The sequence below is a fragment of the Rugamonas apoptosis genome (genome assembly GCF_014042355.1).
GTDB lineage: Bacteria > Pseudomonadota > Gammaproteobacteria > Burkholderiales > Burkholderiaceae_D > Rugamonas > Rugamonas apoptosis.
In genome coordinates, this window is the sequence record NZ_JACEZU010000006.1 from 361894 (window position 1) to 377733 (window position 15840).

The window sequence follows — 15840 nt, forward strand, 5'->3', positions numbered from 1 at the left end:
GCCAGTCCGGCAAGCTTACCATCGCCGGCCGGCGTACGCGCGCGGCTGCGGGTGGGCGTCAGGCCCCGGCGCGCAGCATGGATGCCTTGAGCGCCTGGTTCAGCGTTTCATAGCACTCGTCCAGGTGGGCCTTGTTTTCGCGGCTGCCCGGCTTGGCCAACGCAGTGCGGATCGCGCGCTGCAATTCCAGCGCGTGCTCGCGTTGCAGGCTGCGCGCGTCGGCCGGCGTGGTCGCCGTAGGCCGCAGCAGCATATTGGCCACGCGCTTCAAATGTGCGCGCTGCAGATTGCGCCGCATGCCCGTGATCTCCTTGCCCGTCTTCAGTTCGCTCCACACGGCCGATTGCACGGTGCCATACAGCTCGTCGAGACTGAGCGCCTTCTTGCCATCGTCCAGCTTCTCCTGCGAGTCGAGCAAGCGCATGGCCACCGTATCGGACAACAGCTGGTCCAGCGCCGCCGATTGCAACGTCAGCACGCGCCCGCCCACCGACACGTCCGGCCGGCCCCGGGATTCGAAATGGTCCGGCCCCAAACGGCTGATCATGGCCGGTGCGAACTTGAAGCTGTCGGCCTGGAACAGGCTGCCCGTCAGCATCTGCAACGCGGCCCGCTGGCGTGGCAAGGCCACTGGCGTGAACGTGGCCCGCCCCGTGCCCGCGTGGTCGCGCAGATAGGTCTGGCCGCCCACATACTTGACCACCACCGGCAGCGCGCGCGCGAACTGGATGAAACCGTAATCGAAACTGCGGCGCAGCGATTCATAGCTTTCGCCGGGCTTGAGCTGGCGCGTTTGCAGCCGGTCCCACAACTCGCGTGACAGCGACAGGCGCCGCTGCACATACGCCAGTGGATCGTTGCCCAGGTCGAAGGCGTTGACGTCAGGGTCGGCCGCGCGGCCGTCCACTTCCTGGTCGGTGCCGAACGCCAGTTGCGGCTCGTTCGAGCGGGACGCGATTTTCGCCAGCTCGTCCTTCTCCTGCTCCACCGCGATCGGCCTGTAGGCGTATTCGATGGCCCAGTAATCGTAAGGCCCCAGCGTGGAACCGACGTACTCTCCCTGACGCTCGCCCTTGACGGACAGGTTGAACGGCGCGTAATCCATCACCGATCCCGTCATGCCATTGCGGGCCGTGAACGCGGCGTCTTGCAGTTGCTTGAGGTCGTAGACGGTGGAGGCGCGGAAGTTGTGGCGCAGGCCCAGTGTGTGCCCCACTTCATGCATGACGACGGAACGCACATAAGCCTGCGCCACGGCGTCGGCCTGCGGGCTATCGAGCTCGAATTCACCGCGCGACTCCAGCACGTCCAGCGCGAAGCCCATTTCCTGGGCCGAGTCCAGCATGTAATCGCAATGCGTTTCGCCGTCGGCGGCCGGCTGCGCGACGGCGCCGCCGCCACTTCCTTCACTTTCGCTGGCCACGCGGCGCGCATCGCGCGCGAACACGTCGGACATGGCGATGTCGGCGTCCAGGATCTCGCCGCTGCGCGGATCGACCTGGGTTGGGCCGATGGCGAACGCGGCGTCGCTGCCGATGAACCAGCGGATCGATGCATGGCGTGCGTCCAGCGTGTCGAAATGGTCCTGCTCCGTTTGCTGGCGCACGACGATGGCGTCCTTGAAGCCGATCCGTTCAAAGGCGGCGTTCCAGGCCAGCACGCCCTGCTCCACGGACTTGCGGTATTTTTCCGGGATGTTCTTGTCCAGCCAGTACACGATGGGCTGTTTCGGTTCCGACAGCGGCAACGCCGCATCCTTCTTCTCCAGCCGCCAGCGTTCGATCACGTGGCTGGCCGTGGTGGGCCGGATATCGTCCGTGAAATCCTGGGTGGTGGTGACGAAGTGGCCAATGCGGTCATCCGCCGGGCGCGCGTGCATCGGTTCTGCCGGCAGCGGCATGAAGCTGTAATAGAAACCGAGGAACATGCTGCGCGGGTCCGGCAGCGTGGTGGGCGGGCCGGGCAACGGCAAGGGCTGTGGCGAGAGCGGTGGCGCGGCGATCCGGGGCACGGCGTAGTGCGCGCTCACGCGCAAGCCCGTCATGGCCTCGTCGCCCCGCAGCGTGACGAAACTGCTGTTGCGCGGGTCCAGCACGAACGGCAGCCGGTAAGCATATTCCAGGCGGGTGGAATAACCGGGAATGTCGCTGAATAACAACGCATTGGCCTCGATCAGCACCCCATGGGTCTGCGGATGGGGCGCGCTGGCCACGGGCGCGGCGGCCAGCAGGCTGTCCGAATACGCCTGCGACACGGCCAGCGCCTGCGGCGTGCCGCCGCGCGCGCTGTAGCGCGTGTTCTTGGCGATCATCTGCACCAAGGCGCCGATGCGGTGGAAATACACCACCTGGCTCTCACCCATCTGGCCGCCGTACAGGCCACGCTCGCCGATGCCGTTGGTGGTGTTGATGGACATGAAGATGGGCCGGTCGAACATCTCCGGGCGCAGCTCCAGCCACACCTTGTCGTCCTTCTGGTACAGCGGCAGGAAGCCCGGCACCTGGGCCGCGCCGCGCACCACTTCCGCGAACGGCTTGGGCGCGGACGCCGCGGCCAGCATGGCCGCCAGCGGATTGGCTGGCGCGGCGGCAGCGCCTGGGTTGCCCGCGCCGGCCGTGGTGGCTGGCGCGTCACCCGTATGCGGCGTGGAGGCGGGAGCGGGATCCTGCGCCAGCGCCTGGGCGGCCAGCGCCAGCAACACGGTGGAAACGAGGGATTTCAAGGCGAACGACGGCGGCAACACGGGCATGGTGATCCTGGTACTGGCAGAAAGTCGGGAAAAACGCTCGTGATAATGTACCTGATCAAACCGCCGCACGGACGGAATTTCGAGGATTCCCTCTAAGAAGTTGTTTCAAAATGACCATGGCCAGGCGTGGCGCCGCAGACAGTGGGAACGGCACTGCCGTTCCGCACGGCAAGGCGACACAACGACGCCATGGGCTTTTTGAAACGACTTCTAAATCGCCGGCGCCCGCAACACCCCGCCATTGACCACGCCCACGCAGGGATTGAAGCCGATAGCATACGACAAATCAGCCGGCCGCGCGATGCGCCACAGGGCGAAATCGGCCCGTTTGCCGACCACCAGGCTGCCGATATCGTGTTGGCGCCCCAGCGCGCGCGCCGCGTGCAGGGTGCAACCGGCCAGCGCTTCCTGCGGCGTCAAGCGCCACAAGGTGCAGCCCATGTTCATGGTCAGCAGCAGCGACGTCATGGGCGAAGTGCCGGGATTGCAGTCCGTGGCCAGCGCCATGGGCACGCCCGCCGCGCGCAGGGCGGCCACAGGCGGCTGCACCGTCTCGCGCAGGAAGTAATAGGCGCCCGGCAGCAGCACGGCCACCGTGCCGGCCCGCGTCATGGCGGCGATGCCGTCCGCGCTCAAATGTTCCAGGTGATCGGCCGACAAGCCGCCAAAGCGCGCCACCAGTTGCGCCCCGCCCTGGTCCGACAACTGCTCCGCGTGCAGCTTGACGGGCAGGCCGTGGCGCTGGGCGGCCACGAACACGCGCTCGGTCTGTTCGGCGGAGAAGCCGATGCGCTCGCAGAACGCATCCACCGCGTCGGCCAGGCCCTGTTCGGCCAGCGTGTCGAGCATGGCGCACACTTCCGCGATGTAGTGTTCGGCGCGGCCCGCGAATTCCGGCGGCAGCGCGTGCGCGCCCAGGAAGGTGGTGGCCACGCTCACCGGCAGCTCCTGGCCAAGCCGGCGCGCCACGCGCAGCATCTTCGCTTCCGTTTCCAGGTCCAGGCCATAGCCGGATTTGATCTCGATGGTGGTCACGCCTTCGGCCAGCAGGCTGGCCACGCGCGGCACGCTTTGCGCCAGCAGCTCGTCCTCGGTGGCGGCGCGCGTGGCGCGCACGGTGGACATGATGCCGCCGCCAGCGCGGGCGATGTCTTCATAAGTAGCACCGTTCAGGCGCGCCTCGAATTCGTCGCTGCGGTTGCCGGCGTGGACGATGTGGGTGTGGCAGTCGATCAGTCCCGGCGTGAGCCAGCAGCCATCGCCATCATGCACGGCGCCAGCCGCTTCCTGCGCGCCGGCCGGCAGCTCCGCGCGCGGACCAAGCCAGGCGATGCGGCCATCGCGCACGGCGATCGCCCCATCGCGGATTTCGCCGTAACCGTCGGCCATGGTGGCCAGGTGGACGTTGATGAACAGGGTGTCCCAGGCTGCGGTCATGCGTCGGTCTGCTTTCTTGCTTGAGTACTCAAGTATTTAATGAGGGATGATATCGGCCACCAGCACGGTGGCCTGGATGGTGTCCATGGTCCAGGCCTGGTCCGTGTCGAGCACCACGGCGTCGTAGCGCACCAGCGCGATGCGCTCCGTGGCGCTGCTCAAGGTCAGGCTTTCGCCGTCGGCCAGGAACAGCACGGTGGTGTTGCTGCGCCGCGCCAGCTCCTGCCGGCCGCTCACCACGCGCCGTTCCAGCCGGTGGCGGCAGCGGCCGCGCCGCGTCATCACGTTGAAGTCCGTCGTCAGGTCACCCGTGATAGTGGCTTCGACCGTGGACTCGCCGGGAAATTCAATCAAGGGTTCGCTGGGGCTGAGCACGAAGCGCTCGTGGCCGAAATCCAGCAGCACGCCGTCGCCGTCCACCAGCGCCAGCGAGCGGTCGATGCCGGGGAACGGCGAGAACGGCCCGTCCTGGGTGATGGTGGCCAGGCTGATACGCCAGTCGAAGTGGTCGAAGTCCGCGCCGGGCGGCGCGACGACGATTTCCGTGGTGCTGCCGCCACCGTTCTTCCATGGGGTGGGCCGTAGGCTTGCATACTGGATCAGCTGGGTCATCTGAACTCCCTCAGTTCGGCCAAAGTCTGGCGGAAGCGTGCGGCGATGGCCTGCTGCGCCACATGCTGCTGCTTGCGCACTACCCACTGGCCGCCGACCATCACGTCCCGCACCAGGTTGTCGTTGCCGCTGAAGATGAAGGTGCCCAGCACCTCGTCCAGCGCCAGCCCGAACAGGTTGGGATGATCGTCGTCCAGCACGATCACGTCGGCACGCTTGCCGGGCGCCAGCGCGCCCAGCGGACGTCCCGCCGCCTGCGCCCCGCCTTGCAGGGCGCCCTGCCACAAAAAATCGCCCACGTTGCGCTGCGTAGACGATACCGCAATATTACGCCGCTGTTGCACCAAACGCTGCCCATATTCGAGCCAGCGCAATTCTTCCACCGCGCCCTGCGAGATGTGGCTGTCGCTGCCGATGCCGAACCGGCCGCCCGCCGCCAGGTAATCCTGCAGGGGGAACAGGCCGTCGCCCAGGTTGGCCTCCGTGGTCGGGCACAGGCCCGCCACGGCACCGCTGGCCGCCAGCGCCGCCACTTCATCTTCCAGCAAATGCGTGGCGTGGATCAGACACCAGCGCTGGTCCACGGCCACGTTATCCATCAGCCACTGCACCGGGCGGCGTCCGCTCCAGGCCAGCGACTGCGCCACTTCCGCCTGCTGCTCGGCGATGTGGATGTGCACCGGACGTTCGGCCGGCAACACCTTCAGCACCTGCCCGATCTGCTCCACCGTGGCCGCGCGCAGCGAATGGGGCGCCACGCCCACTTCCGTCTGGCCATCGCGCAACGGTTCCAGCGCCTCGATCACGGCCAGCACGTCGCGCACGTCCGTGCGGAAACGTTGCTGTTCCGGTTTGAGCGCCTGCTCGCCGAAGCCGGAATAACTATACAACACGGGCAGCATGGTGATGCCCATGCCGGTCAATCGTGCGGCCGCGATCACCCGTTCCGCCGTCTCGGCCAAGCGCGGGTACATGGCGCCGTCCGGCGTGCGCTGCACGTAATGGAATTCACACACGGCCGTGTAGCCGTGGCGCAAGCATTCAGAGAACAACTGGGCCGCGATGGCCTCGATCTGGGCCGGCGTGATGTTGCGGGCGAAACGGTACATCAGGTCGCGCCAGGTCCAGAAGCTGTCCGGGCCATCGCCGGCGCGCTCCGTCTTGCCGCCCAAGGCCCGCTGGAAGCTGTGCGAATGCAGGTTGACCATGCCCGGCAGCGCGTACTGCGCCAGTTCCACGCCGGCCGGTTGCGCCGCATCGGGCGTGACGGCCGTCAGGCTGCCGGCCGCGTCCCACTCCAGCAGCACGTCCTGACGCCAGCCATCGGGCAGCAAGGCGTGGCGGGCATATAGCGCGCGGCCGGCCATCATGCGCCAGCCCAGTCAGCGGCCGCCTGCGTCATCTGCCGCAACAGGCCCCGGACCTGGTCGGCCAGGTCGCTACGGTAGGCGAACGGCGCGCTTTCATTCATGTAGGTGGACTGGCACATCTCCAGCTGGATCGCATGCACGCGCGCGTCCGGCTTGCCGTAGTGGCGCGTGATGTGGCCGCCCTTGAAGCGGCCGTTCACGGCCACCGTGTAGTGCTCCTGCGCACGCGCGTGGGACACGATGGCTTGCGTCAAACCGGGCGCGCAACTGGCGCCGTCGGCCGTGCCGAAATTCAGGTCGGGCAGCTTGCCGTCGAAGAAGCGCGGCACGACGGAGGCGATCGAATGCGCATCCCACAGCACCACCTTGCCGTGGATGGCCAGCAGCCGGTCCAGCTCCGCGCGCAACTGCTCGTGGTAAGGCCGCCAATATAGCTTCAGGCGGCGCTGCACTTCCGCCTCGTCCGGCGCGGCGCCCTGCGGATACAGGGGCTCGCGGTGGAAGGTGTCGAGCGGGCACAGGCCGGTCGTGTCCTGGCCCGGATACAGGTTGGTGTTCTCGGGCGGCCGGTTCAAGTCGATCACGTAGCGCGACCAGCGCGCCGACAGCGTGGAGGCGCCCATCTCGCCCAGGAAATCGTACAGCCGCACCAAATGCCAGTCCGTGTCGGCCTTTTCCACCGAGGCCGGCGTCATGCGGGCCGCGATATCGTCCGGGATGTCGGTGCCCACGTGCGGCATCGACACCAGCAGCGGAATCGTGCCCGCTTTGAATTGAAAGTCCATCGTCATCTCTCCAATTTTTCCTGCCGGCCCGCCGTCATCAGGGATGCAGCGGCGCGAACAGGTTCTTGCACGACGCGCTCAGTTCACCTTTCAACACCATCTGCTTGGCGGCCTCGATATCGGGCGCGAAGAAGCGGTCGGCGTCGAAGAACGGCACTTGCTGGCGCAGTTGCGCATGCACGTGCTCCAGTTGCGGCGACGTGCGCAGCGGACGGTGGAAGTCGATGCCCTGCGCCGCCGCCAGCAGTTCGATGCCGACGATGGCAGCCGTGTTGTGGGCCATGTCGTCCAGCCGGCGCGCGCCGAAGGTGGCCATGCTCACATGGTCCTCCTGGTTGGCCGAGGTGGGGATCGTGTCCACGCTGGCCGGATGGGCCAGCGACTTGTTTTCCGACGCCAGCGCGGCCGCCGTCACATGGGCGATCATGAAGCCGGAGTTGACGCCGGGGTCGCGCACCAGGAACGGCGGCAGGCCGGACAAGGTGGCGTCGATCAGCAGCGAAATACGGCGCTCGGAGATGCTGCCGATTTCCGCGATGGCCAGCGCCAGCGTGTCGGCCGCGAAGGCCACCGGCTCGGCGTGGAAGTTACCGCCCGAGACGATGTTGGGCAGGCCGCCGGCGGCGTCCTGGAAGATCAGCGGATTGTCGGTCACGGCGTTCGCTTCGATCAGCAGGGTGCGCGCGGCGTTGCCGATCAGATCCATGCAGGCGCCCATCACTTGCGGCTGGCAGCGCAGGCAGTATGGGTCCTGCACGCGCTCGTCGCCCACCAGGTGCGAGGCGCGGATCGCGCTGCCCGTCACCAGCTGGCGGTAGATGGCGGCGGCGGCGATCTGGCCCGGCTGGCCGCGCACCTCGTGCACGCGCGCGTCGAACGGCGAATCGCTGCCCTTGGCCGCGTCCAGCGACAGCGAACCGGTCACCATGGCCGCTTCCAGCAGGCGTTCGGCCATGAACAGGCCATGCAGCGCCAGCGCGTTCGACACTTGGGTGCCGTTAATCAGCGCCAGCCCTTCCTTGGCGGCCAGCACCACCGGCGCGATGCCGGCGGCCTTGAGCGCGTCGGCGGCCTGCATCAGCTCACCGTTCACGCGCACTTCGCCCACGCCCAGCATGGCCAGCGTCATGTGCGACAGCGGCGCCAGGTCGCCCGAGGCGCCCACCGAACCCTTGGCCGGAATGGCCGGCATGATGCCGGCGTTGTACAGCGCGATCAGGGTATCGACGATCAGCGGACGCACGCCCGAGTAGCCGCGCGCCAGGCTGCCGATCTTCATCAGCATCACCAGCCGCACCACGCCGTCCGACAGCAGCGCGCCCGTGCCCACGGAATGGGACAGGATCAGGTTGCGCTGCAACTGCTCCAGCTTCTCGTCCGGGATGCGGGTCTTGGCCAGCAGGCCGAAACCGGTGTTGATACCGTAGGCCGCGTCACCCTTGGCGACGATGGCCTGCACGGCGGCGGCCGAGGCCTCGATCACGGGATAGGCTTCGGCCGCCAGCGTCAGGCGGCCGGCGTCGTTCCACACGGTCCGCAGTTCGGACAGGGTGATCTTGCCCGGCTTGAGGGTCCATGCGTTTTTCTGTGCTTGTTTCATCGTAGTGCTCTCTGAATTATTTGATCATAGGCGAAGCGGGGAATTCAGGCGGCATGCCGCCTGCCCGCGCAGCGGTTCGCCCTTGCAAGGGCGAACTCCCGTCCTACAGGACCATAGGCAGGTTGAGGCCATTGCGCTTGGCGCAGGCGATGGCCGTCTCGTAGCCCGCGTCGGCATGGCGCATCACGCCCGAGCCGCAGTCGTTGACCAGCACCCGGCCCAGGCGGCGCGCGGCGGCGTCCGTGCCGTCGGCCACGATCACCACGCCGGAATGCTGCGAGTATCCCATGCCCACGCCGCCGCCGTGGTGCAGCGACACCCAGGTGGCGCCGCCGGCCGTGTTGAGCAGCGCGTTCAGGAGCGGCCAGTCGGACACGGCGTCCGTGCCATCCATCATGCTTTCCGTTTCGCGATTGGGGCTGGCCACGGAACCCGTGTCCAGGTGGTCGCGGCCGATCACGATAGGCGCCTTCAGCTCACCCTTGCGCACCATCTCGTTGAACGCCAGGCCGGCGATATGGCGCTCGCCCAGGCCCAGCCAGCAGATACGCGCCGGCAGCCCCTGGAAGGCGATGCGCTCGCGCGCCATGTCCAGCCAGCGGTGCACTTGCGCGTGGTGCGGGAACAGCTCCTTGATCTTGGCGTCGGTCTTGTAGATATCCTCCGGATCGCCCGACAGCGCCACCCAGCGGAACGGACCGCGCCCCTCGCAGAACTGGGGACGGATGTAGGCCGGCACGAAGCCGGGGAAGTCGAACGCGTTTTTCACGCCCTGGTCAAACGCGACCTGGCGGATGTTGTTGCCGTAATCGACCACCTTGGCGCCCAGCGCCTGGAACTCCAGCATGGCTTGTACGTGGGCGGCGCAGGAATCGGCGGCGGCGGCCTGCAGGCGCGCGTGGCGTTCCGGGTCTTGCTGCGCGCTCTTCCAGTCGGCCACGCTCCAGCCGCGCGGCAGGTAGCCGTTGATCAAATCGTGGGCGGACGTCTGGTCCGTCACCATGTCCGGAACCAAGCCGCCTGCCTTGGCACGGCGCACCAGTTCCGGCAGCACTTCGGCCGCGTTGCCCAGCAGGCCGATGGAGATCGCGTCGCCGCGCGCCGTGTGGTGCTTGATCAGCTCCAGCGCCTCGTCGATGCTGGCGGCCTGCTTGTCCAGATAGCGGGTGCGCAGGCGGAAGTCGATGCTGCTCTGCTGGCATTCCACGTTGAGCGACACGGCGCCGGCCATGGTGGCGGCCAGCGGCTGGGCGCCGCCCATGCCGCCCAGGCCCGCCGTCAGGATCCAGCGGCCCTTCATGTCGCCGCCGAAGTGCTGGCGGCCCGCTTCCGCGAACGTCTCGTAAGTGCCCTGCACGATGCCCTGGGTGCCGATGTAGATCCAGCTGCCGGCCGTCATCTGGCCGTACATGAACAGGCCCTTGCGGTCCAGCTCATTGAAGTGTTCCCAGTTGGCCCACTTGGGCACCAGGTTGGAATTGGCGATCAACACACGCGGCGCGTCCTCGTGGGTCTGGAACACGCCCACCGGCTTGCCGGACTGGATCAGCAAGGTCTGGTTGTCCTCCAGCTCGCGCAGCGAGGCCAGGATCTGGTCGTAGCAAGCCCAGTTGCGGGCCGCGCGGCCGATGCCGCCATACACCACCAGATGCTTGGGATTCTCCGCCACTTCCTTGTCCAGGTTGTTCTGGATCATGCGATAGGCCGCTTCCGCGCCCCAGCTCTTGCAGGTGCGCTCCGGGCCGCGCGGGGCGCGGATGTCACGGCTGGCGTCGTAGCGGGGATCGTTGTCCAGGGCGGTCGATGGGGTGGTCATGGTGGCTCCTCAAGGTGGTTGGGGGCGGCCGGGCGCGACACTCCACGCACAGCCTGTGCATGATTGAAGCATAAGTTGTCTATACAACTAAGTCAACCGGTTTTTCGCTGCCGGCCTGGAAGTGTGATAATTGGATAGAATTTGATCGGAATCAAGTTTTCTTCACGACCAAATTTATATACTGATAGCAATAAGTAGAGGAATGCCAACCTATGCCGCGACTCCGCCAGGTATTTCTCAGCCCGCCAGCATGTCCTGATCCAGCGTTTTTCCTGCGATGGCGCCGGCGCGTTGCCACTGCCTTTCGGCACTAGCAACGCCAGGTGACAACACCACGGCCGCCACATCGCCAGCGCCAGTCCGCATTGCCGTCACATTTTTGCCGCCCGAATCCAACCCCCATTCTGGCTTGTGCAAGTGACGGCGCCGACACCAGGTGCAGTTCCAACATCAAGAAAATACTGTCAGTTATGCGCCAACTCATGTACAGGCTTGCTCTGCTCACCTTGACCTACTTTGCCACCGGCTGGCTGGGCCTACGTATTCCCTACGTCGGTTCCCACATCACGCTGGTCTGGCTGCCCACCGGCATTGCCGTGGCGGCCCTGCTACGCTGGGGCAAAGCGGTACTGCCAGGGGTATATCTCGGCGCCTTCCTGGTCAACCTGTCGATCGGCTCCCCCGTCACGCTGGCCGCCGCTATCGCCATCGGCAATACCCTGGGCCCGGCGCTGACGGCCGGCTGGCTCCGGCGGCTGGGATTCCTGCCGGGCTTCGAGCGCCAGCGCGACGTCGGTTACTTCGTGCTGGCGGCCGGTGGCGGCATGGCCATATCGGCCCTGTGCGGCGTGGCGAGCCTGGTGCTGGCGGACCTGATGCCAGCGCCGTCGGCAGGTTTTGCCCTGCTGGCATGGTGGATGGGCGACACCGTCGGCGTGCTGCTGGCGGCCCCGCTCGTGCTGAACCTGACACGCGCCAACGCCCGCATGCTGGGCCGCACCCCTGGCGAACTGCTGCTGTGGCTGGCAGCCGCCTCGGTCGTGGCCTGGCTGGCCTTCATCCACGATTATGCGCACCTGGGCCACACCTTGCCGCTGGCCTTTACCACGCTGCCCCTGCTGGCATGGGCGGCCGTGCGTTTCGGGATCGTCGGCGCGGCCCTGGCCGGCCTGGGATTTTCCGTCCTGGCAGCGTGGGGTACGGCCACCGGGCACGGCACCTTCTTCGTGCCAGACGCCCAAGTCAGCCTGGTTTTGCTGTGGAGCTATATGGCCATCACGGTCCTGACCGGCCTGCTGGTCACGGCCCTGCAGGCCGAACGGCTACGCATGGAGGCGACGCTGCGCGCCAGCGAACAGAAACTGCGCGGACTGTACGAATTGTCGCCGCTGGGCATCGCCCTGACCGACATGAACGGCCACTTTATCGATTTCAACGAAGCGTTCCGCGCCATCAGCGGTTACCCCGAAGATGAGCTCAAGGCCATCGACTACTGGACCCTGACCCCCAAACAATATGAGGCCGATGAGGCCCAGCAGCTGGAGTCGCTCCAGCGTCGCGGCCATTACGGGCCGTACCGGAAAGAATACCGCCGCAAGGATGGCACCCTGGTCCCCATCAATCTCAACGGCGTGCTGCTGCATGGGGCGGACGGCCAGGGCTATATCTGGTCCATCGTCGAGGACGTGACGGAGAAGCGGCGTGCCGAAGCGGCCTTGCAGCAGACCACCAAGGACCTCAACAACCTGATTTCCCGCATGCCGGCCGGCGTGTACAAATTCAGGATGCGCCAGGATGACGGCATCCAGTTCGACTTTGTCAGTGCGCGCTTTTGCGAGCTGCTGGAAGTGGAGGCGGACGTCGTCTATCGCGATCCCTACGCGGCGTTCGCGGCCATCCATCCGGCCGAGCTGGACGGGTTTATCCGGCTCAACGGCCAGGTGCGCGAGACGCTGGAAACGTTCCGCTGGGAGGGCCGCCTGTGCGAGGACGCGCGTGCGCACTGGGTGCACATCGAATCGTCGCCCACCGTCATGGACAATGGCGACATCCTGTGGGACGGCATCGTCTACGACATTTCGAGCGCCAAGCAACTGGAGGCGCGGCTGCAGAAAATGGCCCATTACGATGAGCTGACCGGCATCCCGAACCGGGGCCTGTTGACCGACCGCATGCATCAGGCCATCGCGCTGTCCCAGCGCACCGGCAGCAAGATCGCCGTGTGCTACCTGGACCTGGACGGCTTCAAACCGATCAACGATACCCATGGGCATGCGGCCGGTGACAAGCTGCTGATCGAAATCGCCAGGCGCCTGCGCACCAGCCTGCGCGCCAGCGACACGGTGGCCCGCATCGGTGGCGACGAATTCGTGCTCCTGATGCCCGGAATCGAGCACTTGGACGAAATCGAGGAATCGCTGCACCGCATCCTCGAACGGGTGCGGCAGCCGATCGACATCGGCGGCAAGCAGGTGACGGTGTCCTGCAGCGTCGGCGTGACGCACTATCCGCACGATAACGGCGAGCCGGACAGCCTGCTGCGCCACGCGGACCAGGCCATGTTCCAGGCCAAGCAGATGGGCAAGAACAAGTTCCGCTTCTACGCCGCGGACTGACCGTACCGGGGCCGCCGCCCGGCCGGGGCCGGGCGGCGCAGGCTAGGACGCGGGCCGGATGTTCTGGTTGTTGCGGAACAAATTATCCGGGTCGTACTGGGCCTTGATGCGGGCCAGCCGCGCTAAGTTGGGGCCATAGGCGTCGACCACGCGCTCACCCTCGTCCTGGGTCAGGAAGTTGACGTACACGCTGCCCGACGCATACGGCGCCGAGGCGCGGAAGAACTCGCGCGCCCACGCGATGCAGGGTGTGTCCTCGGCCGGATTTTCCCAGCGCGTATGGACGTTCATCGCATACAGCGCGTCGCGGTGCGGATAGGCGGTGGCATCGGGCGCCGGCGCGCTGGCCCTGCCACCCAGCAGGCCCAGGAAGATTTCGCACTGCGGCGATGGCAGGTTGCCCGCGTAGCGCACCACGGTGTCGATCGCCTCGTCGCCAAGCTGGGTGAAATTGTGCGACTTCCAGTAATTGCGGGCGCCCGGCGCCAGCAACGGATCGAACATCTGCTGCCAGGCCGTGTAGGGCATGGCGCCCAGGTGTTCGCCGAGCGGCTGGCCGAAGCCCCGCATGATGTCGAGCGCGTCCTTCAGTTCGGCCATCGGCAGCGGCGAGAACACGGCCAGCGCCACCATGTCGGCGCCGTGCGCCGTGGCCGGCAGGAACGGCAGCGGTGGCGCCTTGCGCAACACGGCCCACACGGTCAGTTCTTCCGGCAGGCGGTCGACCAGATCGCGGTACTGGGTCAGCACGCTCTTGGCCTGCGCATGGGGAAACACGATCAGGCCGGCGCTCACTTGCGGCCCCACCGGATGCAGCAGGAATTCGAAACTGGTCACCACGCCGAAGTTGCCGCCGCCACCACGGATGGCCCAGAACAGGTCGGGATGGTCGGAAGCGTTGACGTGCAACAGCTTGCCGTCGGCGGTGACGATATCGGCCGCCAGCAGATTGTCCACGGCCAGCCCGCGCGTGCGGCTGAGCCAGCCGAAGCCGCCGCCCAGCGTCAGCCCCGCCACGCCGGTGGTGGAATTGATGCCCAGCGGAGTGGCCAGGCCAAACGCCTGCGCCTCGTGGTCAAAGTCGCCCAGCGTGGCGCCGCCCGCCACCCAGGCCCGCCGTTGCAAGGGATCGACGCGCACCGAGCGCATGGCCGACAGGTCGATCACCAGGCCGTCGTCGCACAGGGCGCTGCCGGCGATGTTGTGGCCGCCGCCGCGCACGGCCAGCCGCAGCCCATGGTCGCGGGCAAAAGTCACGGCGGCCAGCACGTCGGCCGCGCCCGCGCAACGGACGATGTAGGCTGGGCGCCGGTCTATCATGGCGTTCCAGATGGTGCGGGCCGCGTCGTAGCCGGCGTCGGCCGGCTGCAGCAATTGCCCCCTGAGGCTGGCGCGCAGATTGTCGACCGCGCCGGTCGTCACTGTATTCATTCCCCACCTCCGCTTTTTGTTGTCCAAGCGCCGGATTATTGCTTCGGGCCACACAGCCCGGTACGGTGATCACACGCTCCGGAGCCACTTTTCATCATAGGCAAGCGGCGGCGACATGCAAGCGAAGCGCGGGGGGCTCTGCGCGATCCGGCCATGCGCGTTGCCGGTGCTCAATGCAGAACGCCGCACGGCCCCGAGGGAACGTGCGGCGTGTGTTGGCGGGAGCGGGAGCGAGAACTAGAACAAGCCTTGCAGCGAAATGGAAATCAGCTTGGAGTCGCCGAAGAACGGATAGGCATAGTGCGATTTGTCCTTGCTGACGTCGTACTGGGCCTTGAGCGCCATGTTCTTGCGGAAGTCCCAGCGCAGCGACAGGTACTGGGTGTTGCGCGCCTCGATCGGCTCAGTCACCGTGGTGTAGCGCGAGAAAGTGTACATGGGCGTCCATTCGCCATACTGGTAGCCGACCCCGATCAGCGCGTACTTGTAGACGTTGTTGATACCCTTGGCGTCATCCACCTGCTCGTAGCGGTCCAGCTCCGACTTGATCAGCCAATCCTTGTAATCCATGTTGGCCGAGATGCCCATGATGCGCGTGCCCTGCGCGTCCACCAGCGTGGTGCGGCCGCCACCGGGCGCGTCCTGCCAGGTGGTGTCCTTGTACCACATCATCATGCCGCGCACGTCGAACACGCCATTGTTGGCCGACACGTAGCCGCCCACCATGTCCTTCCACGATTCATGGGTCGGCGTGGTGTAATAGATCTTGGTGTCGTAGGCGTCGTTGTGCTGGGTGTAGCCGCCGCCCCACACGTGGAAGGTGCCGGCCCAGTCGGTCGCGCCCAGTTGCGTGCGATAGGTGACGTTGGCGCCCTGGTAGGCGTAGATCGGCCAGCCATACACGTCCGGCGCCGGCCGCACCCAGGGGTAGGCGTAGCCGATGTACAGGTAGTCGCTGTAGTAGTAAAGCGGGATGCGGAACTGGCCGGCCTGCACCGTCCAGGCCGAATCGGCCGACGGTTGCCACGTCACATAGGCCCAGTCCAGCGTGGGCCGCGAGCCGCGGTTGGGATTGTTGGCGCGCACCAGCACCTGGGCCGTGGCCGACAGCGTGGGCGAGAATTCCTTCTTCAACTGGAAGCCCACCAGCGATTCGCGGTCGAACTGCCAGCCTTCGCTTTTCTCGTAGACGGAGGCGTATTCCCAGCCCTGCACCGTGCACGGGCACTTCCATTGCTGGTAGGTCCACGGCGCGCTGCTGCCCTGGGCCGAGCCGCTCAGCACCTTGGCGCCGGTGAGGTTGTAGAAGCCGGTCAGTTTCAGCGAGCCGTCGTCGCTGAGGTCGATGGCGGCGGCGCTGCCGGATGCCAGCAACGCGAGCGCCCAAGCCATGATATTTTTTTTCATCGAGCTATCTCCAGTTCA

11 protein-coding genes are annotated in these 15840 nt (G+C 66.5%); 1 reads left to right on the forward strand and 10 read right to left on the reverse strand.

The window, feature by feature from the left end; genetic code table 11:
* Positions 1–58: 58 nt before the first annotated feature.
* From H3H39_RS14405 to H3H39_RS14440, 8 genes are all read right to left on the reverse strand, one after another.
* A complete protein-coding gene (locus tag H3H39_RS14405; protein ID WP_182154067.1) occupies positions 59–2749 on the reverse strand; it encodes a zinc-dependent metalloprotease in 2691 nt (896 codons plus the stop codon).
* 210 nt (positions 2750–2959) lie between these two features.
* Positions 2960–4186 carry an imidazolonepropionase gene (gene hutI / locus H3H39_RS14410; protein ID WP_182154068.1) on the reverse strand — a complete coding sequence of 409 codons (1227 nt, stop codon included), beginning with the start codon at positions 4184–4186 and terminating at the stop codon, positions 2960–2962.
* Between the two features lie 36 nt (positions 4187–4222).
* Entirely contained in the window at positions 4223–4798 is a 576-nt protein-coding gene (locus H3H39_RS14415) for a HutD/Ves family protein (RefSeq protein ID WP_182154069.1), read from the reverse strand.
* Complete coding sequence (locus H3H39_RS14420) at positions 4795–6168, reverse strand: formimidoylglutamate deiminase (RefSeq protein ID WP_229218035.1); 1374 nt, start codon at positions 6166–6168, stop codon at positions 4795–4797. Before H3H39_RS14420 ends, H3H39_RS14415 begins: the two co-directional genes overlap by 4 nt.
* Complete coding sequence (gene hutG / locus H3H39_RS14425) at positions 6165–6953, reverse strand: N-formylglutamate deformylase (protein WP_182154070.1); 789 nt, start codon at positions 6951–6953, stop codon at positions 6165–6167. Before hutG ends, H3H39_RS14420 begins: the two co-directional genes overlap by 4 nt.
* Positions 6954–6990: 37 nt before the next feature.
* Positions 6991–8553 carry a histidine ammonia-lyase gene (gene hutH / locus H3H39_RS14430; protein ID WP_182154071.1) on the reverse strand — a complete coding sequence of 521 codons (1563 nt, stop codon included), beginning with the start codon at positions 8551–8553 and terminating at the stop codon, positions 6991–6993.
* Between the two features lie 103 nt (positions 8554–8656).
* Entirely contained in the window at positions 8657–10369 is a 1713-nt protein-coding gene (gene hutU / locus H3H39_RS14435; RefSeq protein WP_182154072.1) for a urocanate hydratase, read from the reverse strand.
* A 237-nt stretch (positions 10370–10606) separates the two neighbouring features.
* Positions 10607–10786: a hypothetical protein gene (locus tag H3H39_RS14440; RefSeq protein WP_182154073.1), complete on the reverse strand. Its 180-nt coding sequence runs from the start codon at positions 10784–10786 to the stop codon at positions 10607–10609.
* 65 nt (positions 10787–10851) lie between these two features.
* Between H3H39_RS14440 and H3H39_RS14445 the strand changes: the two genes are divergently transcribed.
* The gene (locus tag H3H39_RS14445) at positions 10852–12984 is read left to right on the forward strand and encodes a sensor domain-containing diguanylate cyclase (RefSeq protein ID WP_182154074.1); all 2133 of its coding nucleotides are present in this window, start codon (positions 10852–10854) and stop codon (positions 12982–12984) included.
* A gap of 42 nt (positions 12985–13026) precedes the next feature.
* On the opposite strand, the gene H3H39_RS14450 is transcribed toward H3H39_RS14445, so the two are convergent.
* Together H3H39_RS14450 and H3H39_RS14455 are read right to left on the reverse strand one after the other, a co-directional pair.
* Entirely contained in the window at positions 13027–14415 is a 1389-nt protein-coding gene (locus H3H39_RS14450) for an FAD-binding oxidoreductase (protein WP_182154075.1), read from the reverse strand.
* 237 nt (positions 14416–14652) lie between these two features.
* Positions 14653–15822, reverse strand: a complete 1170-nt coding sequence (locus H3H39_RS14455) for a hypothetical protein (RefSeq protein ID WP_182154076.1) — start codon at positions 15820–15822, stop codon at positions 14653–14655.
* Positions 15823–15840 lie beyond the last annotated feature (18 nt).

Coding starts and splice junctions, on each gene's coding strand:
- H3H39_RS14455 (WP_182154076.1), bottom strand. CDS start 15,822: ATGAAAAAAAATATCATGGCTTGGGCGCTCGCGTTGCTGGCATCCGGC.
- hutG (WP_182154070.1), bottom strand. CDS start 6,953: ATGGACTTTCAATTCAAAGCGGGCACGATTCCGCTGCTGGTGTCGATG.
- hutI (WP_182154068.1), bottom strand. CDS start 4,186: ATGACCGCAGCCTGGGACACCCTGTTCATCAACGTCCACCTGGCCACC.
- H3H39_RS14450 (WP_182154075.1), bottom strand. CDS start 14,415: ATGAATACAGTGACGACCGGCGCGGTCGACAATCTGCGCGCCAGCCTC.
- H3H39_RS14445 (WP_182154074.1), top strand. CDS start 10,852: ATGTACAGGCTTGCTCTGCTCACCTTGACCTACTTTGCCACCGGCTGG.
- H3H39_RS14415 (WP_182154069.1), bottom strand. CDS start 4,798: ATGACCCAGCTGATCCAGTATGCAAGCCTACGGCCCACCCCATGGAAG.
- hutH (WP_182154071.1), bottom strand. CDS start 8,553: ATGAAACAAGCACAGAAAAACGCATGGACCCTCAAGCCGGGCAAGATC.
- hutU (WP_182154072.1), bottom strand. CDS start 10,369: ATGACCACCCCATCGACCGCCCTGGACAACGATCCCCGCTACGACGCC.
- H3H39_RS14420 (WP_229218035.1), bottom strand. CDS start 6,168: ATGATGGCCGGCCGCGCGCTATATGCCCGCCACGCCTTGCTGCCCGAT.
- H3H39_RS14405 (WP_182154067.1), bottom strand. CDS start 2,749: ATGCCCGTGTTGCCGCCGTCGTTCGCCTTGAAATCCCTCGTTTCCACC.